Origin of the sequence: Okeania sp. KiyG1, from assembly GCF_014132355.1 — a bacterium.
Classification (GTDB): domain Bacteria; phylum Cyanobacteriota; class Cyanobacteriia; order Cyanobacteriales; family Microcoleaceae; genus Okeania.
Genome location: NZ_BLZO01000087.1, coordinates 29,202 through 45,917 on the forward strand (window position 1 = coordinate 29,202; position 16,716 = coordinate 45,917).

Here is a 16,716-nt window from a genome sequence, read left to right on the forward strand (position 1 = left end):
ATCAGCTACAAAGCAACAGTATAATCGCTAAGTTGAATATCAAAATTCAGATTATAGTATGGGTCTCCCAAATCCATATAAATTTGCCGTTGGTCTAATAGCAACATATAGTCAACCACATCATAATTTCTTTGTCTGTGTTTTTCTGATTGATGATTAATTAAAACACTACGGGGGGTAAAGACTATTCGCTTGCCATTTTTCCTCAACTTCAAACACAAATCAACATCTTGATAATCGGAGAAAAAGTGTTCATTAAAACCTCCAACTATTTCAAAATTTTGCCTACTCACCATCAAACAATCTCTACTTACAGCAGATACTTCTCTTGCACAAACTAAAGAACCTGCATAACCATCATGGTTAGAGGGAAAACCTCGCATTAGATAATCAACTTTTCCAGACTTTCCTAATACAATGCCTGCGTGTTCAACAATTCCATCTGGGAAAATTAATAATCCTCCCACAGCCCCAATATCAGATTGTTCGGCGTAATATAAAATATGTCGTTGCCAATCTTCAGTAACAACTTCCAAATTAGTATTGAGGAAAATAAAATATTCTCCTTGGGCTGTTTTGGCAGCCAGATTATAAGCACGAGAATAATTAAATTGCCCTGATAGATTTAAAACTTTCACCGCAGAATTTTTGATAATATTTTCTGTTTTTTCCCCACCCACTAAAATCAATTCATTTTTGGGATAAGTTGAAACAGACAAAAGATTTTTCGACCATTTATCAATATTTTCTGAAAGATTAGGAGCAGCAATAATTAGACTAATCAAAGGATGATTATTTTTAGGTAAAGGATTAATATTTATCCGATGTTTACCTACCCCTGGTTCTGCTTTTGCTGCTAAACCAATCCTTTGTAAATGAGAATTAACAGCAGCTTGTTGTACTACTTCTATACCTGCTTTAGCATCGGCATCTCCCGAAATACTTCCTTTAACTTGTCGCCAATGATAAAGGTGTCGAGAAAGATGAGCAATTTTATTAGTTTGCTCGGAAACTCGTAACATAAACTCATAGTCTTGTACCCCATCAAATTCGCTATTAAAACCACCAGCAGTTAAAGCTAATTCTCGGCGGACACATAATAAATGACCGACATACATAACACCACGAAAATATTCAGGAGACCAGTCAGGTTTAAAGAATGGAACGATATAATTTAACCCAGAAAAATCAATTTTATCTTCATCGGAATAAACCACATCGAATCCTTCTGCCAGTTTATTGAGACTATCTTCTAATGCTGTGGGAGCCAGAGTATCATCATGGTCTAATAAACAAATATATTCTCCTGTAGCCATATTTAGAGCTTTATTTGTAGCAGCACTAATTCCACCATTATCTTCTGAAAAGAGAACTTTAATTCTGGGTTCTTTTTCTGCTAAACCTGCAAGAACATTTCTAATTTCTGCTTGTTTCGAGCCATCATCAACAATACACCATTCCCAGTTAGGGATAGATTGGTTAAGAACACTTAAAACTGTTTCCACAAACCAATCTAAAGATGAGTTCCAGGTTGGAGTAAGAATACTAATAGAAGGTTTAGAGTAATCTCCTCTTCCTTCTATCAAAGATTCAGAAAAATCTCCTCTTCCTTCTTCCTCCTTCCTTCTTCCTTCTATAGAAGATTCAGAAAAATCCCTTCTTCCTTCTTCCTTCTTCCTCCTTCCTTCTACTAAAATAATTTCCCAGAATTTATCAACTGTTACTCCGGATAAACCCAATAATTCTTGTTTTTGTTTGGGCGGGGGAGTAGGAAATTTTGACTTTTGAGTAAATTTTTCTAAAGGTTTAGTCAGAAGTTTTTTTTTAGCCGTAGTTGAAATATCTCGTTCTACAGGAAATAGACTCTTGGCAGGAATATTTTCTTTTTGAGATTTAAATCTTTCTAAATCAGCTTTAATTTCTTGAATTTCTGTTTGCGAAAGTTCTAAATCTGCCTGAATTGTTTCCAGCACAGAAGAAGATAATTTTACTTGTTCTACTTTTTGATGTGTTGATGATTCTGGAGATAGTAACTCTGGCGATGTAGCAGTAATTGTTTTAGGTTCTAACTCCTGTTTTAGTGATTCTGGAGAAGTTGGTAATTGAACAGTAGAATTAGGTGGTTGTATTGTTTGAATTTGTTTGTCTGAGTGGGATTCATTTTTTTGTTTTGGTAAAGACAAAACTAACTGTTTTAAAATCACAGTACCTTCACCTTTTTGGAAAAAGGGAGTCAAACTAACATCAGAATCTTGGCACTGCTCTAACTGTTGTGAATTTAAAGGTATCGAAAGTTCAAACCTAGCATTTTCCGCATCCAAATCAGAATTAGACTTTTTCACATCCGGACTAGGAATCCCTTTTTTAAGTTGAAAATTCTCTATTTCCACCCCACCGAGAATCACCTTCATATTTTCTAGAAAACCTGAGTTAACTCCAGCCACCCAACCTTTAATAGAAAGTTGATTTTCCTGAGAAATTTCCACCTGTTCCACATATCCAGTTGTAGGTAGTAAAGGTATAGTTTTTGATATTTGCTCTGGTTCTATTTCCTGTTGAATTTGTGGTTTTGGTAAAGACAAAACTAACTGTTTTAAAATCACAGTACCTTCACCTTTTTGGAAAAAGGGAGTCAAACTAACATCAGAATCTTGGCACTGCTCTAACTGTTGTGAATTTAAAGGTATCGAAAGTTCAAACCTAGCATTTTCCGCATCCAAATCAGAATTAGACTTTTTCACATCCGGACTAGGAATCCCTTTTTAAGTTGAAAATTCTGTATTTCCACCCCACCGAGAATCACCTTCATATTTTCTAGAAAACCTGAATTAACCGCAGCCACCCAACCTTTAATAGAAAGTTGATTTTCCTGAGAAATTTTCACCTGTTCCACATATCCAGTTGTAGGTAGTAAAGGTATAGTTTTTGATATTTGCTCTGGTTCTATTTCCTGTTGAATTTGTGGTTTTGGTAAAGACAAAACTAACTGTTTTAAAATCACAGTACCTTCACCTTTTTGGAAAAAGGGAGTCAAACTAACATCAGAATCTTGGCACTGCTCTAACTGTTGTGAATTTAAAGGTATCGAAAGTTCAAACCTAGCATTTTCCGCATCCAAATCAGAATTAGACTTTTTCACATCCGGACTAGGAATCCCTTTTTTAAGTTGAAAATTCTGTATTTCCACCCCACCGAGAATCACCTTCATATTTTCTAGAAAACCTGAGTTAACTCCAGCCACCCAACCTTTAATAGAAAGTTGATTTTCCTGAGAAATTTCCACCTGTTCCACATATCCAGTTGTAGGTAGTAAAGGTATAGTTTTTGATATTTGCTCTGGTTCTATTTCCTGTTGAATTTGTGGTTTTGGTAAAGACAAAACTAACTGTTTTAAAATCACAGTACCTTCACCTTTTTGGAAAAAGGGAGTCAAACTAACATCAGAATCTTGGCACTGCTCTAACTGTTGTGAATTTAAAGGTATCGAAAGTTCAAACCTAGCATTTTCCGCATCCAAATCAGAATTAGACTTTTTCACATCCGGACTAGGAATCCCTTTTTTAAGTTGAAAATTCTGTATTTCCACCCCACCCAGAATCACCTTCATATTTTCTAGAAAACCTGAGTTAACTCCAGCCACCCAACCTTTAATAGAAAGTTGATTTTCCTGAGAAATTTCCACCTGTTCCACATATCCAGTTGTAGGTAGTAAAGGTATAGTTTTTGATATTTGCTCTGGTTCTATTTCCTGTTGAATTTGTGGTTTTGGTAAAGACAAAACTAACTGTTTTAAAATCACAGTACCTTCACCTTTTTGGAAAAAGGGAGTCAAACTAACATCAGAATCTTGGCACTGCTCTAACTGTTGTAAATTTAAAGGTATCGAAAGTTCAAACCTAGCATTTTCCGCATCCAAATCAGAATTAGACTTTTTCACATCCGGACTAGGAATCCCTTTTTAAGTTGAAAATTCTGTATTTCCACCCCACCCAGAATCACCTTCATATTTTCTAGAAAACCTGAATTAACCGCAGCCACCCAACCTTTAATAGAAAGTTGATTTTCCTGAGAAATTTCCACCTGTTCCACATATCCAGTTGTAGGTAGTAAAGGTATAGTTTTTGATATTTGCTCTGGTTCTATTTCCTGTTGAATTTGTGGTTTTGGTAAAGACAAAACTAACTGTTTTAAAATCACAGTACCTTCACCTTTTTGGAAAAAGGGAGTCAAACTAACATCAGAATCTTGGCACTGCTCTAACTGTTGTAAATTTAAAGGTATCGAAAGTTCAAACCTAGCATTTTCCGCATCCAAATCAGAATTAGACTTTTTCACATCCGGACTAGGAATCCCTTTTTTAAGTTGAAAATTCTGTATTTCCACCCCACCCAGAATCACCTTCATATTTTCTAGAAAACCTGAATTAACCGCAGCCACCCAACCTTTAATAGAAAGTTGATTTTCCTGAGAAATTTTCACCTGTTCCACATATCCAGTTGTAGGTAGTAAAGGTGTAGTTTCTGATATTTGCTCTTCCCCTATTCCTTCTTCCCTGTTCTGATTATTTCGCAGAATAACTATATCTTGATTACCGCGAATCCCACCAGGAAGATAATCAATTATTTCAAATTCCGATGCCCACCTATTTCTGACATAATCTTCGGTTTGATAAGTAGTTTTGTACCAGTCAGGAAAAATCTTCTTTTCTGCAACAGAGGGCACAAATACTAATCCATCTGTTTCCAACTTAGTTGCCAATTCATAAGCTTCTTTTGGAGTATTGGGGCGACGAGTGGTAATCAAAACAATGCCTTCCGGCTTAGTAATTCTGCGTAACTCTTGCAGCCATTGCAACTGCATTTCTTCATTAATATGAGTGAATACTGAGATGAGATAAACCAAGTCAAATTGATTATCTTCGTATTCTATAGGTGGTAAAGCTTGGTTGACTCTAAACTTGGCAAATTTTAGATTTTCCTGACACCAAGATATTGCCTCTGCATCAATATCTGTACCGTATAAGGAAGTAGAGTTACTTAACAGAGAATTCCAGATAATTACCCGCCCACAACCGCAGCCAAAATCTAAGACTGAATCAAATTCACTAAACTCTTTGCCAATTTTCTTCAGAACTGCTTTTAAGTCTCTACTTATTTCCCAACCTGCTTGTAAAAATCCACTAATTTTTGAATCTCCATGCACTCTAACTACCAGAGGTGTTGGTGGCACAGGTATCGATTTTCCATCAGACAGAATTACATGGGAATCAACAATTTTGTGGTTAACAGGTTTATTCCCCCCACCCACAACAGAAATTACTTTAACCATAACAACACCTTTACCATCATTAAATAAAGGAGTTAAGGCAACAACAGAATCATCAAACTGTTCGATTTGAGGTTGAGAAATAGGAATTATTACCTGGAAACGAGCAACTTCAGCATTATCAAGTTTGGGAAAAGCCTTCTTGACATCTGGACTCGGAAGACCAAGAGAATATTCAAATTCTGTGATGGCTTGACCTGCGATAGAAATTTCAAACCCTTCTACAGGGCCAGAGTTGAGAGAAGCTACCCAACCAGAAAGGCGTAACTGTTGATTTTGAATAATTGCTTGGTCAAAATTGCCAACACTCCGTAAAGTATTAGTTGTTTGAGAAATTTTATCTGGCAATAGACTTAGCGATCGCTGTTGTTGACTTTCATCAGATTGGGATTTGTTTGCTGGAGTTGTTGTGCCTAGATGATGAAGTATAACTTTCCCCTTACCCTCAGAGAAAATAGGAGTAAGGGCAATTCCCGACTTTTGATATTGCTCAATTTGTTGGGAGTTGAGAGGGATAACCAGACGAAAGCGAGCTTTAGCACTATTACCCAGGTGAGGATGAATTTGATTAACATCTGGACTAGGGATACCCAAGGTCTGTTCAAAATCCTCTATTTGTTGGGTATCGATAGTTACATTAAAATTTTGCACTGGATTAGGATTAACTGAGGCTATCCAACCATATACCTCTAGTTTTTGATTTTCTAGCCTTACTAATTCGAGATTTCCCTTAGTTTCTATTGGTTTATTCATAGTTTGTTGTTATATCAAGAGCGATAAATGTTTGTTATAAATGAGCGCCTGCAAGTCTCTCTCTGAAAGCGTTGGTCCTTGGTCCTTGCAGGAATTCTTCAAAATGGTATTAATCAATAGACTCGTCGTTAAATAAACTGAAAAATTATACCAATCTTTGTCTATGCTAGGAATATAGACAAGAGACTCGTCAAGGTAACTGCTTCGGCTAATTGTTTTGAAACAGTCGAAAAAATTCCCAATATCATTTTTCTATCCTTAAATATACCTCTGGTAGAAATTAAGATTTAATCTTAAAGTCTTTTGAATTATTTTAATCATAAATACAAACCCAAGAAAAGCTCCCTTGTCTCTCTTTTCATCAAAAAAAATGGGTCTGATGTCAAAAGAGCTTAAACTGAATTATCACCAGATGTCTAATAGACATCTCCAAAAATCAAATATCAAATAAGTTCTTATCCATAAATTATCAATTATTTCCCCCAGATGAGCTGTTGCCTTCCGGAGCTGTTGCCTCTTTTGGAGGAGATGTCTAATATTCAACAACACTAGATTTCCCATAACCAAATTCCTGTAAAGCTTCAGCAAAAACCTGCTGACATAATTCTTGAAGTTCAGGGTTTAGGTCAGATTTCCATCTACCGATGGAAGCTTCAGCACTGGTAGTAGTTCGATGTTTTTCCATTTTATTGGTATCTCCCGATGCAGTTTCGAGCATAGTACCAATAGTTGTCTGGGAATTTTCCAAACCCAAATATTCCAAAAGCTGACTCAGAGTCTCTACTGGGGATAAAATCAAATCTTCGTAGCGCAGTAAGAAAGCTGTTTGCGAACATTCTTTCCATCTTTGTACCAACATTCTTGCTTGAAAATTTCCGGTTTTGCGAATAATCTCTTCATCAGTTTTAATCTGTTGTTGACCTGCCATATCGTATCCGCGTTTAGCATTAAAAGCAATGACCGAGCAGACTACATCTCGGAAATCTCGCACTAAAATTATTTCTCGTCCTTCGGGATAAAGTTCTAGGAAGAGTGTTTTAATCGGGTTGAGCATATACTTCTCTGCAAAATATATAGGTTGCCCATCATTGGAAAAATTTTTACCTTGGCTACTTCCGAGAGCTTGGTAAAGTCCATCAATACTTTGCTGGCAAAAGGCTGCTAGTTTTTCTGGGTAATCATTTCCATACCAATCAAGGGTTTCGGGTGAATTGACGTTTTTATGATAAAAAGGATTATGCCCAATCAAATTTAGATTGTTCTCGAAACCAACTATAGGAGTAGAATGTTGAGGATTTGCTGGTTGTGAAAGCACTTGCAACATTTGCATCCAATACTGTGCAGCTCTAACTTCATAGGGGTAATGTTGAGACACAATCAACCGTGGATGTTGGGATAGGAGTTGCATTAACCAAGTTGTGCCTGTGCGTCCGACACAAGTTACTATTAATGGCTGTAATTTTGGTTGGTAGCCAGAACGCAAAGGCTGATGTCTAAATCGTATTTTTGCGATGGGAATATGAGTTTGGTCTTTGAGAACTGCTTGTAAATTTAATTCATCTTCTGTTGATAATCCAATGATGCTAATAGAGGTGGCAAAACCACAGTTTTTCGCTTTTGGATTTTGTGGATAAATTGTAGCTAATTCTGGTCGCTGATTTCCAATCGGAATTTTCCGTAACATTCTCTTGTTGTTAATTATTTTGATAGCTACGGCTGGATATTTCTTGCCTAATACCCAACCTGAAATATCAATTGTGTATGTATTTTTGTGTTCTCCTGTTTCAGGAATGTCTATTGCACAGCCTAATAATTCTGCCAAATTAGAATATTTTTCTACTTCTAATATTTCTACTTTTGCTATTGCGACCATTACGAATAATTTTTTAATTTACTTGTGGTTTATCTTTTCCCTTATGGGTTTAATACCCCACCGTCAACGGGGGTGTTTAAAATTGTTTGGGGTGAGAATCCCCATACAATTTTCCCTTCTGCCTTCTGTCTTCTGCCTTTTGCCTTCTTCAATTTCTGAGTCTTAAGGCTTGTTGATATAATTCTATATCTAACCTATTCAGAGATGCTAACTTATCCAGTATTTTTTGGTCAGACAATATTTCTGGCAATTTTTCTTGATAACCAGGATACTTATTTGTTTGTTTACTACTTATCTGAAAGTCTTGCCAATTCAATTTTTCTTTAAGTTTTTTCAAATCCTCAGAAAAATATTCTTTGATGCCAATAAAATAAAAATTTGTGATTGGTTTTTCACTGGTAGCTTTATACATTAAATTCCGCATTTCTGGCATTTCGGCAAATTCGACAATACTTAAATTTTGTTCGATTACTAATTTATGATGGGGGTCATTAAATGGATTATTTCCCAAGGGTAAACCTTTCCAATAGAAGTATTGAGAAATTAAACGTTCTACAGGATTTCTCAGCCAAATTATCCTTTTAGCACCAGGATATTTTCCTTCATATTTAATAGTCCGAAAATGACCGTGAATTACCCTCACTTTGGCTCCGACTTCTGGATATCCTGGTTGATTATCAACACAAACTCCCTCGGGACCATACACTTGTAATAATATATCTTTAAAAGTTGTACCTGCTGTTTTAGGTACATGAATTGAAATAATATCTACCATGAATTTATAATAATCCCATCTTGAATTTAGATGTTGAATCAACTTTATATTGCCTATTTTTGGCAAGTTGATCTTGTTTTCTTGAATGCAGTCTTGCTTGATTTGAGGATAAGTAAAACTACGATAACGACCTTTTCCCTTAAACCTTGGTTTCCCTAATTTCTGTCCATTTTTGTCTGCTTTCAACCATCTATCAAAGGCAAGTTTTACCCGTTTTATGCAGTCGTGGCATACCTGAGAATGAATTAGCTTATATTCTGGAAATTTGTCTTTGGTATTGACTAAATCTTTTTTTTGAGAGTAATAATCTGGATGATCTCTTAGTTGAGGAATTGGCATCTACCTTGGGGCAAGCATTAACCGGACAGCGATTTTCTGACCACCATGAGAATCTTTCACCTAACCGATAGTTGTACTGCCGACGCAACAATTCCAACCACATTTCTATTGTGGCTAACTGTTTTTTATTGGGCCTTAATTTATATTGGTAGGCAGTCCGCATGGTGGAAAATTTCCGGGGTTATTGCAATATAATCATACAAGTTTTTCAACTAGGGCGAAAGCTTCTGCTGGGATAGCGTGCAAATTGAATGGGCATCGAACCTATTCAATTGGTCGCCGATTCATCTGACACTCCTCTTTCAAATTATGGTGTGAGGCTCAAGGGCGGTTTAGCTAAATGCCATTTGACATCCTCCCCGGCTGTTAGGCACGGGGATTCCTACCGAGCCGTAACTCCTCGGTGGGTTGACGTCTTACAGGCTGCTGCACCCACCCCTCTTGCTCTCCTCCCGGGAGGGGATGGGGGTGGGTTACCCTTGCCTCCACGTCCGTTTTTTGTCTCCGTTAGCGTAGCTCCTCCGGAGGAGGCATGCCCAAGGAGCGACTAATATATTTATCGCTGCGTTTTCGTCTAAGAACGTGTTTGCTGCCACAGTTTAGACACTCCCATTCTCGCACCTTAAGGTCTAACTTGCCACCTTTGAATCCACAGCTAGAGCAAGTTTGAGATGTTGGTTCCCAACGATTAATTACTCTGAAATAGCGACCATATTTTTCAGCAATTCCATCTAGGAATGTTCTGAAAGTTCTCCAACCTAAATCTGATACCCACCCCTCTTGCTCCTCCCGGGAGGGGATGGGGGTGGGTTACGGTTTTTTACCATACCAGAAACGTTGTTATACTTCTAAAACAACTGTTTGGTTTTCACGAATTATTTTAGTAGATAATTTATGCAGAAAATCTGTTAAGCGTATCTTTCAGTTTGCCATGGAACTTAGCAATTCTAACCCGTGCTTTTTCATATCTTTTAGACCCCTTAGTTTTATGAGATAATGATTTACTTAACTTTCTTAACTTCTTAATTCGTTTTTTGAGTGGTTTTGGTGCATCAATCTTTGTACCGTCGCTAAATGTAGCAAAGGTTTTGAACCCTAAATCTATACCTACTGAATTATCAGTTTGAGGTAAGATTTATGGTTGTATTTCTACTACAAAACTTAAGAAATATCTATGTAGGGGCGTTAACGATAGTTATGCGCAAGCTTTCGGCCGTTCGCCCCTACGTCTTTGATTACTGTTACTGATGATGGAGCAGCAGGTAACTGTCTTGACCAAACTATTTTCAGCTTTCCAATTTTGGCGCTTCTAAACTTTATGTTGACCAACTTTAAATCCTCACGAGTGTAAACCTAGCAGTTTGTTTTGATTTCCTGCTTTTGAATTTAGGAGGTTTAATGGGTCTACCTTTTCTCTCACCTTTTGTCGATTTAAAAAAGTTAGAGCAACGCCTGGTTTAAATCATTTAAAGATTGCTGCAATGGTATAGCAGAAACTTCTGATAACCACTCTCTGTCTTCAGTTTTTTTAGCTTGAGTAATAAAAAGCTTTTGTAGTTCAGAATTAATTGTTTTTTTTCTCCTGAAGTATACTTTTCTTGGCAGCAAGCTAGACTATCATTCCAAACCACACGGACCGAACCAAATAGCTTTGCTAATCGGTCTTTTTGTCCCGGTGTTGGATAAATACGATACTTAAATCTAGCTTTCATAATTTGACTCTTAAACTAACAATATGATAACATATTTATTCACATAATATATACTAAAAAGTCGCCCTTGTAGGGCGACTTTTTATTTTATTTGCAAGTGAATTGAATATATGCTACACTATTATTAGTTGCCGAGGGGCACTCGGAAACTCTAAACGGACGTGGAGGGAAGCGTCAGACTACCGCCAAGGAAGCAGCACCCTGTGTTAGCGACAGCTATGCGAAGCAAAGCGTCAACCCGCCGAAGAGCTACGGCTCAGTAGGAATCCCCGTGCCTTTAGGCCGGGGAGGATGTCAAAAGATAATGAGTTAATAACTCATAGCTGATAAGGTAGTTCCGACCATAGGAGGATAGCTGACCGCTTACCGCTGAATGCTTACAATGCCATGATCTACCACCTCAAACCTCAGACCTAATTTTAGCCTAGTGCAAGATGGCGGAAATAACTGACCAGTTACAAAATCGCGGGAACAATTACAAATCAATACTTTAATCAATACTTTTGATTTTTAACTTTTGACTGTCTTGAGTGCGTCTTACATTCTGAGGGGACCTCAGAATTACGCACTCGCTTTTAACTTCCGCGTAGCGGCACTAGATATTCTACCTTAATTTAACTCATTTTTTTCTATAACTAAGAAATCTTCGCAGACAAAAGCTCGACGTCCACACCAAAAACCGAATGTTTTATTTACCACAATAAACCCTTGCTGCTCAATCCAATTTAACAATAAAGATTCTTGAAACCCTATAGCTTCTTCTGGCAGATCGGGATTTTTAGTAAAACTTTCCCCAAGTTGATAAATAATATTTTGGGAACTCTTACCTTTAGCAATTAAATGTTGTGATTCTGAATTGAGCAAAAAGCAAGTCAAAAAACATCTAGCACCCCTCCTTAAAACTCGATAAATTTCATCAAGATAATGTCTAACTTCAGCAGCTTGTAGATGAGTAAATAGAGAAATTACACAGACAAAATCAAAACTTTCATTCTGATATGGAAAACAGAAATCTGTAGCCAATATCTTGCCAGTAGGATTATAAATAGAGTTATAAATATCTAAATATTTAAAATTGAAGTTAGGTCTAGCAGGAGTAATATTTTTTGTAGCCCAAGAAACTAACTTATCTGAAACATCAAAACCTTCATAGCAAGTTGTTTGGTTAAGATAATAAGTCAAAGAATAAGCAATCCGACCTACTCCACATCCCACATCAAAAATTTGGTCTGTAGGTTTGAGACCTGCGGTTTGGATAAAAAAGCCCAGAAATTTCAAAGCTGTACGAATAAATACTCCTTTATCTCCACTACCAACCCACTGAATTAACTCTTGATCGGGAATTGGTAGACCAGGATTAAACAATTTGAATAAGATAGTCCCTTCACGACCTTTAAATATAGGAATTAAAACTATTAAACAATCCCGACATCTTTGGATTTGTTGTGGAAATAGAGGAATTTTTAGAGAAAATCTAGCAGCTTCAGCTTTGTCTAGATGAGAGCATATCTTCTTTATATCTGGGCTGGGTAAACCACAAATTATTTCAAAGTTATCTATTTTTATGCCTCCAACTATCACTTGAAAATTTTCAACAACACCAGAATAAAGGGATGCTACCCATCCTTGAATTTTTAATTCTTCACTATTAATTATGACTTTATCAATATTGCCTTTTGAGACTAACTGCCCAGAGTCATTCGCTATGTTTGTTATCTTTAAAGGCGAGCCCTCGGGGTTAAGTTTTAGTTGCTGTATTTTTTTTAATTCTAGTTGTTTTTGTTTTTGGTCATCACCATACAATAAACCAGATTTTTTAGTCTTTTTTCTCTTAAATTTAAGGCTTCTTGATATATTTCTATATCCTCCTGATTTAGCTTTGCTAACTGAGAAATTATTGGTTTATTTTTGAGTAATTCTTGCAGACTATCTTGATATTCTGCTGATATATTTTTATTTTTATAGCTAACAGCAATTTCCGGCCATTCTAACATTTCTTTTAATTCTTTGATATCGGTTTCAAAGAATTCTTGAATGCCGACAAAGTAAAAGTCTGTTAATTTAGTTTCTTTGAGATACTTACGTTTAATCTGATTCTGATTTTCTGGTATTTCTGCAAATTCAATCAAATCTATTTTTTTTTCTTGTTGCAAATACTCCTGCATCTTAGTGACATAATGTGTCTGACTAGCATTCTTTAAAAAATAGTACCGAGAAAATAATGCAATTATGGGATTTCTTAACCAGATAATTTGGCGAGCCTCTGGATAATATTCATCGTATTTATTTGCTGGAAAATGACCGTGAATTACTTTCGTTTGAGAATGAAGAGTTTTTAGGGCTTGATAACGTCTTTTATTAGGTATTGGATAATCTAGAATAACATTTTTATGACCATAAACTTGTAATAAAATCTTTTTAAATGTTGACCCTGCTGTTTTGGGTACATGAATAGAAATTATTTCTATTTTTGAATCTACCCCATTTATATGTGTCATTTCAGTTAGCCTCTAGAGAGAGGAGCTAGGCTATCAATTATCAATGACTACCCCTATCTTTCGGTAGCTTTACTTCAGGAATATTTTAATTTTCATCCCCTTGTAAGGAAACAGTCCGTGGGGCAGTCAAGGCGAGGCTTGTTACCTCTTTTTCTAGGTCATAATACCGTACAGTAATTAGGGCTTACCAATCTAATCTAAAAGTATTGATAGATAAAGGTAAGTGCCTTTTTGGGGCTTTTAAAAAGTGCCTAGTATAACGTCTAAAACGCTCAAAAAGTTAGTATTTTAGGCGCATAGTTGGGGAGAAAAATCTAGGAATAATTCTTACTCTTACCTCCTCGCTCATTCCCATTTATCCCCTCCTGGGAGGGGGAGGGGCGAGGTTTGGGTTGTCTCCTGTATCCTGTATCCTACCCTAACCCATAATACTCTTTCAGCAAACCCTAATTAATGGGAATTATTTGACTATATTTATACATATATACATATACTTTTTCTATTTTTTTCATCAGTTTTTCTGTGTCGCTTCGGTCACTTGCCTCTTAATTTTTTGCAGTTTGTTTTGATAATGGTTTAGTGATTTTTTCATTTGATCTAATTGATATTTATATTCTTCTATTGACTCCCGTTCTGGATTTTCTAGAGGGTCGGAAGTAGAGTTTTTTTGTAAGATTAGTAAATCAGGTTTTGTAAAGGAAATTCTACCACACCAAGAACCATAATATTTTGAGATGACATTCAAATCTTGCTCTATAATCAACTTCTGTAGATAAGATTCTTGATAACCAATAGTTACTTCTGGTTTCTTAGGATTACTGGTAAAACAATCTTTTAATTGATGTACAAATTTTTAGAACTTTTTCCTTCAGCAGTCAAATTTTCTGATTCCAAATTAAGCAAAAAACAACTAAATAAACATTTACCACCTGGTTTAAGCACCCGACTAATTTCTCTCAAATATTGCTTTACCCCATCAGCTTGCAGATTAGTAAAAATATTCCTCAGACAAACAACATCAAAACTTTCATTAGGATAGGGAAAAATAAATTCTGCTACTGGTACATTTCCTTTGGGATAATAAATAGGATGATATAGGTCAACGAAACGGAATTTAAAGTTAGGTTTGCCAGTAGAAATTTCTTGCTGAAGCCACTTTAGAGGTTTGTCTACCATGTCAAAACCTTCATAACGTCCAGGAGATTTGAGGTAGGAGGTCAAAGCATAAGCAATGTTACCTAATCCACAACCAATATCCAGGATATGGTCTGTGGGTTTGAGGTTTACTCTTTGAATTAAGTAACTTAGCCATTTAAACCCAGTGGCAATAAATTCCTGACTACTTATCCCACCAAAATTCTTGGTGTATTTTGTGCTAGGAATGGGTATTGAAGGGTTTTTAACTGCTAGTATTAAACCACCTTCACGATGATTGAACAAAGGAGTTAAAGCTATTAGTGAATCTTGATATTCTTGCTGTTTTTGCTCTATAGGTAATTTTAAGCGGAATTTAGCCAGGGAGGCATTGTCTAGGTCTGGATATGATTTTTTCACCCCAGGACTTGGTAAACCTAGGGTGAGGTCGAATTTGGTAATTTCTTGCCCGGCGATCGCGACTTTGAAGCCATCTACGGGGCCATAGTTAATTGAGGCCACCCAACCAACTAGAAGTAAGTTTTGGTTTTGAATTAGAGATTTATCTAGATTTCCTTGGGTTGGTATAACTTCTTTTGATGGGGGTGAAGTTGGAATTAGTGGGTTTAATAAATTTGCAGTTTGAGAAGTTTTTTGTAGCTGCGGTAGCGAAGCATTTACTTTTTCTATTGCTTTTTTCAGCTTGGGAATAAACCGTTGAATAGTTAAATCTTTTACTTCGTTAAAAATATGTTCTTTAGATTCAAAATTCGACCAATCTTTCTTGTTATTCTTGTTTGCTTTCCCACCCATCATTTTGGGTTTGCTTTCTTCTTTTGAGCGAGTATGGTAATGATTAATTCTTAATTTTTGTACTGAATGTTTTGGGGTAATTGCTCTATTTACTGGTTGTTTATTTTCTGTTACTGCTAAACCATTTAGGTAAATGAAGCGGTGAGGATTGACAGGTTTAACAGTTTGTTCTGGATGAACAATACATTTTACAGTTTTGTTGGGGCTATAATTATTTTTACTACGTTTAATAAAGTTTTCTATTTGCAAGCCTTCGGGTTTTGTTTCATGGTTGGAATTTCCAAAAATCAACCAGTTTACTGCTAATGCAGGAACGTCAATAAATTCATCTAATATTTCTTTTATATCGTCTGCTTTTGTGGGAAATAAAAATTCATCTAAGTCTATAAATGCTATCCATTCAGATTCTTGTTTGTGATTTTCTAGACAATGAGAATAAGCAGAAAGTTGTCCTGGTCTTTGAGGCCAATAACAATAAATTACTTCACCTGAATTAATATAAGAACTGATAATCTCTTTTGTATTATCTGTACTCTCATTATCGTATAAATAAAATCTTTCTACACCCACTAACTTGTGAAATTCTAACCATTCCACTAGATAAGGGCTTTCATTTTTGATTATTGCACAGATACTTAATTTACATTTTTCTGTAATCTGAGGATTATCTGAAGTTTTTGTTAGTGCTGATTTTAGCTGAGGAAGAAAGCGTTGAATAGTTAAATCTTCCACATCATTACGATCGTGCAGTAAAACAAATGATAATTTTCTCTTACTTTTTACAGTTGCTCTTCCACGTTGAACTTTCTTTTTGGTTTCTTCTTTTGAGCGAGTAAAATAATGATTAATCCTCAATTTACTAACTGAATGTTTCTCGGAAATTTTACCCAATAAAGGTTCTAGATTTTCTGTTACGGCTACCCCATTATTAATGTATGTAAAATGATGTGGACTAAGACAACTAATAGTTTGGTCACTGCGAACAATTGACTTGAAATTTAAATTAGCTTTAAAATCATTTTTGCCTCTATAAGTATAATTTTCCATTTGTAAACCTTCTGGTTTAGTTTCATGTCCGGAAGAACCAAAAATTAGCCAATTTACACCTACTGCTGGAGCATCAACAAATTCTTTTAATACCTCTTTTAAATCATTGTCTAGTGTGGGAAATAAAAACTCATCTAAATCGATAAAAGCAATCCATTCCGATTCATGTTTATAGTTTTCCAAAAAATCTGTATAAGCTGCCATTTGTTGTCCTACTTTTCCCGGCCAATGTTTGAGAATAACTTCTCCTGTATCTAGATAAGGACGAATAATATCTCTGGTATTGTCGGTACTATTATTGTCATATAAGTAAAACCTTTCTACTCCTACTAACTTGTGAAATTCCAACCATTCTCTGAGATATGAGCCCTCATTTTTCATAATTGCACAGATACTTAGGGTACATTTTTGCCTCATTTTTTTTAATAACTCCTCTTATTCTATGTT

General features: G+C 35.9%; 13 protein-coding genes. All 13 read right to left on the reverse strand.

Going from position 1 to position 16,716, the window contains the following annotated elements:
• Nucleotides 1–5 precede the first annotated feature (5 nt).
• The 13 genes from SAGCYANO_RS19570 to SAGCYANO_RS19625 all read right to left on the reverse strand — a co-directional run bounded on the left by SAGCYANO_RS19570 (nucleotide 6) and on the right by SAGCYANO_RS19625 (nucleotide 16,686).
• Complete coding sequence (locus tag SAGCYANO_RS19570) at nucleotides 6–2,741, reverse strand: glycosyltransferase (protein WP_202221597.1); 2,736 nt, start codon at nucleotides 2,739–2,741, stop codon at nucleotides 6–8.
• Nucleotides 2,738–3,937, reverse strand: coding sequence for a hypothetical protein (locus SAGCYANO_RS19575; protein ID WP_202221598.1), 1,200 nt, complete (start codon nucleotides 3,935–3,937; stop codon nucleotides 2,738–2,740). The genes SAGCYANO_RS19570 and SAGCYANO_RS19575 overlap by 4 nt, the downstream gene beginning before the upstream one ends.
• Entirely contained in the window at nucleotides 3,934–6,078 is a 2,145-nt protein-coding gene (locus tag SAGCYANO_RS19580) for a class I SAM-dependent methyltransferase (RefSeq protein WP_202221599.1), read from the reverse strand. The genes SAGCYANO_RS19575 and SAGCYANO_RS19580 overlap by 4 nt, the downstream gene beginning before the upstream one ends.
• Before the next feature lie 532 nt (nucleotides 6,079–6,610).
• A complete protein-coding gene (locus SAGCYANO_RS19585; RefSeq protein ID WP_202221600.1) occupies nucleotides 6,611–7,951 on the reverse strand; it encodes a sulfotransferase in 1,341 nt (446 codons plus the stop codon).
• Between the two features lie 148 nt (nucleotides 7,952–8,099).
• Nucleotides 8,100–9,065: a sulfotransferase family 2 domain-containing protein gene (locus SAGCYANO_RS45005; RefSeq protein ID WP_237396374.1), complete on the reverse strand. Its 966-nt coding sequence runs from the start codon at nucleotides 9,063–9,065 to the stop codon at nucleotides 8,100–8,102.
• Nucleotides 8,977–9,228 carry a helix-turn-helix domain-containing protein gene (locus SAGCYANO_RS19595; protein ID WP_237396376.1) on the reverse strand — a complete coding sequence of 84 codons (252 nt, stop codon included), beginning with the start codon at nucleotides 9,226–9,228 and terminating at the stop codon, nucleotides 8,977–8,979. The genes SAGCYANO_RS45005 and SAGCYANO_RS19595 overlap by 89 nt, the downstream gene beginning before the upstream one ends.
• 344 nt (nucleotides 9,229–9,572) lie before the next feature.
• Nucleotides 9,573–9,866 (reverse strand): zinc ribbon domain-containing protein, encoded by a 294-nt coding sequence (locus SAGCYANO_RS19600; RefSeq protein WP_202221633.1) that lies wholly within the window; start codon nucleotides 9,864–9,866, stop codon nucleotides 9,573–9,575.
• Nucleotides 9,867–9,957: 91 nt separating this feature from the next.
• The gene (locus SAGCYANO_RS45010) at nucleotides 9,958–10,200 is read right to left on the reverse strand and encodes a transposase (RefSeq protein WP_307785937.1); all 243 of its coding nucleotides are present in this window, start codon (nucleotides 10,198–10,200) and stop codon (nucleotides 9,958–9,960) included.
• 331 nt (nucleotides 10,201–10,531) lie between these two features.
• Complete coding sequence (locus SAGCYANO_RS45015) at nucleotides 10,532–10,777, reverse strand: helix-turn-helix domain-containing protein (protein WP_237396378.1); 246 nt, start codon at nucleotides 10,775–10,777, stop codon at nucleotides 10,532–10,534.
• 609 nt (nucleotides 10,778–11,386) lie between these two features.
• Complete coding sequence (locus SAGCYANO_RS19610) at nucleotides 11,387–12,580, reverse strand: class I SAM-dependent methyltransferase (protein WP_202221601.1); 1,194 nt, start codon at nucleotides 12,578–12,580, stop codon at nucleotides 11,387–11,389.
• Nucleotides 12,547–13,275 (reverse strand): sulfotransferase family 2 domain-containing protein, encoded by a 729-nt coding sequence (locus SAGCYANO_RS19615; protein ID WP_202221602.1) that lies wholly within the window; start codon nucleotides 13,273–13,275, stop codon nucleotides 12,547–12,549. Before SAGCYANO_RS19615 ends, SAGCYANO_RS19610 begins: the two co-directional genes overlap by 34 nt.
• Before the next feature lie 511 nt (nucleotides 13,276–13,786).
• Nucleotides 13,787–14,038, reverse strand: coding sequence for a hypothetical protein (locus SAGCYANO_RS19620; protein WP_202221603.1), 252 nt, complete (start codon nucleotides 14,036–14,038; stop codon nucleotides 13,787–13,789).
• A gap of 71 nt (nucleotides 14,039–14,109) precedes the next feature.
• Nucleotides 14,110–16,686, reverse strand: coding sequence for a glycosyltransferase family 92 protein (locus SAGCYANO_RS19625; RefSeq protein ID WP_255502615.1), 2,577 nt, complete (start codon nucleotides 16,684–16,686; stop codon nucleotides 14,110–14,112).
• Nucleotides 16,687–16,716 lie beyond the last annotated feature (30 nt).